The sequence below is a fragment of the Bacillus sp. GMs2/2 genome, assembly GCF_050172095.1.
Lineage (GTDB): Bacteria > Bacillota > Bacilli > Bacillales > Bacillaceae_G > Bacillus_A > Bacillus_A cereus.
In genome coordinates this window covers 1-5,813 of record NZ_JBNLYE010000264.1, presented here as the reverse complement: position 1 = coordinate 5,813, position 5,813 = coordinate 1, and the positions used below count along the sequence as shown (strand labels likewise).

Genomic DNA, 5,813 nt, shown 5'->3' with positions numbered 1-5,813 from the left:
AGAATTGGGTTCAATTTAGAATTGCAAGACCAACAGATAAATTTGAAGAAGTGATCAGTTTTTATGAAACAGGATTAGGACTAAAACGTATAGGGGAATTTCACAATCATGAAGGATATGACGGGGTTATGTTTGGATTACCAGATGAAGAGTATCATTTGGAGTTTACTACACATGTTAATGGAAGTCCATGTCCGGCACCGACAAAAGATAATTTACTAGTTTTTTATATGCCTAATAAAGATGAAATTGAAAAGATAGTGAATCGATTAAGTAATATGGGCTATCATGAGGTGGAACCAGAAAACCCGTATTGGATAGAGAAAGGAACCACAATAGAGGATCCAGATGGTTGGAGAATTGTGCTTATGAATGCATCTGAATAAGGAAACTATTTTCATATGAAATAGAGTGTAGCAAAATGATTTAGACATAAATCCCTACAGCGTTTGTAGGGATTTTTATATAAGAAAATCTTATTGAGAGAATTATTAAAATGTAGAAAGTATTTTGGTTAAGAATAAATGTAATCAATATCATTTATGCAGGAGGTATAGAAGTATGACATTAAAACATTTGTATGAGTTTTCTAAAAATGTCGGGAATACACCTCTCATTAAATTAGAATGCGAAGAAACGAAGAACCTTTCTATCTATGCTAAATGTGAATGGCATAACCCTACAGGATCAATTAAGGATAGGGCAGCACTTGGAATGATTAATAAATATTTACAAGAAGCGGACGAAAAACAAAATATTTTATTCTACGGAAAATTGTTACCATCAAAAAACTGTATGTTTAACATGTACAGTTTTTTGATGGTGTAGCTGTGCGATGTTTAGAAATTTCACATACCGTACTTTCAAAATAAATATAGGAAAACCAAAAAGTAATGTAGAATATATCGTACATACATATATACAGTCAACATAAAAGATAAAGAGGTGGGTATATGTTACTTGAGGAAGTAATGCAGCAATTAGAGGAATATGGAACAGAACAAAATCGAAAAACGTATAAAAACCACGGAGCGAAAGAGCCGTTATTTGGAGTTAGTTTTGCGAATTTAAAATTGTTAAAAAAGAAGATAAAAAAAGATCATGATTTAGCAGTTGGATTGTGGGAAACGAAAAATATGGACGCAATGACTTTAGCAACTTATATTTTAGACCCGAAAAAAATAACGACAGAACAGCTTAATAGTTGGATTCAGGATGTTGATTATTACTGTTTGATGGATGTTCTTATGAACTCTATATGTACTTCGCCAATTGCAATAGAAAGAATGGAAGAGTGGACAAAGTCTAATGATGAATGGATTGGAAGAGCTGGCTGGTCTTTATTAGCAAATATAGCGATTAAAAATAAAACGTTACATGATGATTTCTTCTCTCCGTACTTAGAAGAGATTAAAGAAAATATACATAATGAAAAAAATAGAAAAAAAGAAGCGATGAATAGTGCTTTAATCGCAATAGGAATTCGTAATGAAGACTTAGAGCGACAAGCGATTGAAATTGCACGTGAAATTGGAAAAGTAGAGGTTGATCACGGTGCAACGTCATGTAAAACACCAGATGCAGAAAGCTATATAAAAAAAGCGAGAGAAAGAGCTGAAAAAAAGAAAGTGAAATAAGAAAAGAGGATCGGTTATGAAAGCAATTGACGCAGCACAAAACATAATTACATTACAATTTTCTAATTGTGATGTAGCTTTACTCGGCGGAAGCGTTGCACGAGGAGAAGCGACGAAAACATCTGACCTTGATATTGTAATAGTTGACCAAAGTTTAACTTCTTGCTATAGGGAATCTTTCTATAGTAATGGATGGCCTGTTGAGGTGTTTGTTCATAATTTTGAAACATATAAAACCTTTTTCAAAATGGATTGTGATCGAGGGAGACCGTCGTTACCACAATTAGTTTCAGAAGGGATTGCATTAAAAGGGGAAAAGGAAATTATTGAGAAATTAAAAAAAGAAGCGAATGATTTACTACATAAAGGACCAGCTAAATGGACCGAAGAAACGATTAAGCAGAAGCGATATTTTATTACGGATACTTTAGATGACTTTATTGGTGCAACAAAAAGAGAAGAAGAATTGTTTATCGCTAATTTATTAGCGGATTTAGTACATGAATATGTATTAAGAGTAAATGGTAAGTGGCTTGGGAGTTCAAAATGGTTTATTAGAGTGCTAAGAAGATATGATGAGCAATATGCAAACAAATTTGTAGTCGCTTTTGATCATTTTTATAAAACGGGAGAGAAAAATGAATTAATTCATTTTATAGAAAAGACGTTAGAACAGTATGGTGGAAGAGTGTTCGAAGGATTTTCTATTGGTAAATAAAAAGGGGAGAGAAAAATGAATGTACCATATGTTCAATTAAGAGAATTGACACTAGATGATGTAGAAGATCGCTATCAATGGTCATTAGATAGAGATGTAACAAAGCATTTAGTCGTACCAGATCAATATCCTCCGTTCACTCGTGGAGATACGAGAAACTGGATTGAAGCTTGTATAAGCCGAAAAAATGGTTATGAACAAAGGGCAATCGTTACTGAGGCAGGTATACATATTGGATGGGTAGACCTTAAAAATTTTGATAAAACAAATAAAAATGCTGAACTAGGAATTGCGATTGGAAATAAAGACTATTGGGGTAAAGGATTTGGAATGGCAGCTCTAAACAGCATGTTACAAATAGGTTTTTCTCAGTTTGAATTGGAGAAAATTTGGTTACGTGTAGATGAAGATAATATAAAAGCTAAAAAGAGTTATGAAAGTGCCGGATTTGTATGCGAAGGGTTAATGAGAAATGATCGATTGAGACAGGGGAAGTTCATTCATCGCAATCGTTACAGTATATTAAAAGAAGAGTATGAATCAAAAAAAGTAGCCTATAAAAATATTATGTAAATTAAAAAGGGGAAGATAAAATGATTCGATTACTTACAAAAGCGGATGCAAAACAATATTGGGAGTTACGTTTACAAGCATTACAAGTAAATCCAGAAGCATTTATAACGACTTATGAAGAAGCAGTACGTCAAGAAAATCCTCTTGAACGAGTTGCTAGTAATCTTTCATCCAATAGTAGTTTTGCATTTGGTGCTTTTAATAATGAAAATCGTTTAGTTGGGGTTGTTACTTTATTAACAGAAGAAAAAGACGCATATAAGCATAAAGGACATATCGTTGCAATGTATGTAGATACTGAAAATCGAAGAAGTGGTCTTGCATGTGATTTAATACGTAAAGCAATTGAAAGGGCAAAAGAGATGAAGCTAGAGCAATTGAATTTAGGGGTTGTGTCAACGAACGAACCAGCCAAACGATTATATGAATCAATGGGATTTAAAACATACGGAATTGAAAAAAGGGCTATAAAAATGAATGGTGTGTATAGTGATGATGAACATATGGTGTTGTTCTTTTAAGAGAGGAAGTTTTGTATGAAAGATCTCTATTTAGAAAGAAATATGGACCCTCAAGTAGCGATTTTGTATGCGACGGTTGCTGATACGTTTAATAGATTGCAAAGGTTAGTCGAAGGTACTGAAGAGAACGAACTATCCTATAAAGGGTCTGAAAATAATGAAAATAGTATTGGGCAGTTACTTCAGCATTTAGCAGTTGTTGATTTACATTGGGTGTATCGTTTCAAGGGAGAAGATGTTCCGCCAGCATTTGAAAATAAATATGGTCCTATGTTAAATGAAGTAGGAGAATTACCAAGTTTAAGAAAAAACACATTGCAAGAGTTAATGCAAGATTATGAAGCAGTGCAAAAATTGTTTTATGAAGAATGTATGACACTAACAGAAACTGATTTAATGCGGGAAGTTTTGTATGAAAAAGGGGAAACTGCGACAATAAGATGGGGAATATGGCATATAGCAGATCATAATCGGTATCATCAAGCCCATATAAATCGATTGAAGAAATTATACAGAGAATATAAACTACATATTCTTTAATTTTTGAATGAACGAACGCCCCTAAATAATAATTAAAGGAGGCGTTTGTTTTTATTCGTTCGCTTTTCTTCCCAAGCTATCATTAAATTTTTATGATAACCTTTTGGTTTCTCAATAGAAAACCAGTAAATTGAATGTGCAATAGTTGGTAGCCATCTTTTATAGCGGATGTGTATATTTTCATGGTGAGTATAGTGGGTCGAGATTAAAGTAGATTTTGACCCTTGAAAATTTTGATATGTAATGGCCTCGATTTCATACCAATGCACTTTATTCCCATGTAAATCTACTACAATTCCTTCATCATCCCAAAGTGAAATGTAAGTTTGTATGTAGATTTTTCATCGCGTATACTAAAATATATGTCATAGAGATTAAAAATTAAATACAAGGGGTTTTACAATGAAAGCAATTGTTATAGGGATATTGGCATCCTTTTTCTTTGCCTTTACTTTTGTTTTAAACAGGGCAATGGACTTAGAAGGTGGAAGCTGGATTTGGAGTGCATCATTACGGTATTATTTTATGGTTCCAATGCTATTACTTATTGTTATGTATAGAGGGAACTTAAAGCAACTCTTTCAATATATGAAAAACAATCCGAAAGAATGGTTAGTGTGGAGTATCGTTGGATTTGGTCTCTTTTATGCACCGCTTAGTTTTGCTGGAGCGTTCGGACCAGGTTGGCTTGTTGCATCAACATGGCAAATTACAATCGTTGCAGGGATTTTGTTAACACCATTTTTTGCGGTGGATCCACTACATAAAAAACTTCCGATGAAGGAATTAGTTATGTCGGGCATTATTTTATTCGGTGTTGTTCTTATGCAAGTAGAACATGCTTCTTCATTAGGTATTCGTGAAACCGTTTTATGTGTAGTTCCTGTACTTATTGCAGCATTTGCGTATCCTCTTGGAAATAGAAAAATGATGCAAGTTTGTAAAGGGGAATTAGATGTATTTCAGCGAGTACTTGGTATGACATTAGCAAGTTTACCATTTTGGTTTTTATTATCTGGTTACGAAGTATCAACAGGTGGATTACCGTCAAGTAGCCAAGTTTTTCAATGTTTTATTGTAGCAGTTAGCTCTGGGTTAATCGCGACAGTATTATTTTTCTTTGCAACAGATCTTGTGAAAGATGATCCGCAAAAATTAGCAACAGTGGAAGCGACGCAGTCTGGTGAAGTTTTATTTGCGCTAGTAGGAGAGCTGATCTGGTTATCTGCACCAATTCCGTCATCATTATCTTGGATTGGTATGAGTCTCGTTATTATTGGAATGATACTTCATAGTTATGTGGCTGTCGTTGTAAAAAAAGAAGAAAAAATAACGGCGTAATGAGATTAGCTCTTTTTATTAAGAGCTAGTCTTTTTTCATAGAAAGGGATGAAAGTATGAATATACATCGCGTTGAACAAATTGAAAAAGATTCAATATTAAATGTGCTACAATATGCCGTCGGTCGAAATGAAATAAGCTTAAAGAAGGCAATAATATTTTATCAAAGTAATAAAGGGACTTTGTACAAATATGAAGAAAAAGCTTGTCTAGGTATTGAAATAATCGGAGAAACTAAAGCACGAATATGTCATATAGCAGTGGCGCCAAATTATCGTCAAAAAGGAATTGCACTACAAATGATTAAAGAGATTGTAAGAGTATACCAATTGACTTATATAGAAGCGGAGACAGACGATGGGGCGGTAGAATTTTATAAAAGAATTGGTTTTCAAGTTAAAAGTTTAGGAGAAAAATATCCAGGGATAGAAAGATTTCATTGTTACATGGAAAAATAGCATGAAAATATATAATTGTACATAT

Annotated in this window: 8 protein-coding genes and 1 pseudogene; all 9 read left to right on the top strand. The window is 33.5% G+C overall.

Going from position 1 to position 5,813, the window contains the following annotated elements:
* Positions 1-386, top strand: a 386-nt coding sequence (locus ACQGS6_RS21935) for a VOC family protein (protein ID WP_426965600.1), incomplete at its 5' end; no start/stop codon positions are given.
* Positions 387-561: 175 nt separating this feature from the next.
* Positions 562-768 (top strand): annotated as a pseudogene (locus ACQGS6_RS21930) (pyridoxal-phosphate dependent enzyme); the annotation flags it as partial.
* Between the two features lie 185 nt (positions 769-953).
* Positions 954-1,637: a DNA alkylation repair protein gene (locus ACQGS6_RS21925; protein ID WP_000923454.1), complete on the top strand. Its 684-nt coding sequence runs from the start codon at positions 954-956 to the stop codon at positions 1,635-1,637.
* 16 nt (positions 1,638-1,653) lie between these two features.
* The gene (locus ACQGS6_RS21920) at positions 1,654-2,355 is read left to right on the top strand and encodes a nucleotidyltransferase domain-containing protein (protein WP_000643679.1); all 702 of its coding nucleotides are present in this window, start codon (positions 1,654-1,656) and stop codon (positions 2,353-2,355) included.
* A 15-nt stretch (positions 2,356-2,370) separates the two neighbouring features.
* Positions 2,371-2,928, top strand: coding sequence for a GNAT family N-acetyltransferase (locus ACQGS6_RS21915; RefSeq protein ID WP_074626035.1), 558 nt, complete (start codon positions 2,371-2,373; stop codon positions 2,926-2,928).
* A gap of 20 nt (positions 2,929-2,948) precedes the next feature.
* Positions 2,949-3,449 carry an N-acetyltransferase family protein gene (locus tag ACQGS6_RS21910; protein WP_426965599.1) on the top strand — a complete coding sequence of 167 codons (501 nt, stop codon included), beginning with the start codon at positions 2,949-2,951 and terminating at the stop codon, positions 3,447-3,449.
* A 15-nt stretch (positions 3,450-3,464) separates the two neighbouring features.
* Entirely contained in the window at positions 3,465-3,989 is a 525-nt protein-coding gene (locus ACQGS6_RS21905; RefSeq protein ID WP_000654220.1) for a DinB family protein, read from the top strand.
* Positions 3,990-4,391: 402 nt separating this feature from the next.
* The gene (locus tag ACQGS6_RS21900) at positions 4,392-5,330 is read left to right on the top strand and encodes a DMT family transporter (protein WP_000644594.1); all 939 of its coding nucleotides are present in this window, start codon (positions 4,392-4,394) and stop codon (positions 5,328-5,330) included.
* Between the two features lie 56 nt (positions 5,331-5,386).
* A complete protein-coding gene (locus ACQGS6_RS21895) occupies positions 5,387-5,788 on the top strand; it encodes a GNAT family N-acetyltransferase (protein WP_001020847.1) in 402 nt (133 codons plus the stop codon).
* Positions 5,789-5,813 lie beyond the last annotated feature (25 nt).

Coding starts and splice junctions, on each gene's coding strand:
- ACQGS6_RS21925 (WP_000923454.1), top strand. CDS start 954: ATGTTACTTGAGGAAGTAATGCAGCAATTAGAGGAATATGGAACAGAA.
- ACQGS6_RS21920 (WP_000643679.1), top strand. CDS start 1,654: ATGAAAGCAATTGACGCAGCACAAAACATAATTACATTACAATTTTCT.
- ACQGS6_RS21915 (WP_074626035.1), top strand. CDS start 2,371: ATGAATGTACCATATGTTCAATTAAGAGAATTGACACTAGATGATGTA.
- ACQGS6_RS21910 (WP_426965599.1), top strand. CDS start 2,949: ATGATTCGATTACTTACAAAAGCGGATGCAAAACAATATTGGGAGTTA.
- ACQGS6_RS21905 (WP_000654220.1), top strand. CDS start 3,465: ATGAAAGATCTCTATTTAGAAAGAAATATGGACCCTCAAGTAGCGATT.
- ACQGS6_RS21900 (WP_000644594.1), top strand. CDS start 4,392: ATGAAAGCAATTGTTATAGGGATATTGGCATCCTTTTTCTTTGCCTTT.
- ACQGS6_RS21895 (WP_001020847.1), top strand. CDS start 5,387: ATGAATATACATCGCGTTGAACAAATTGAAAAAGATTCAATATTAAAT.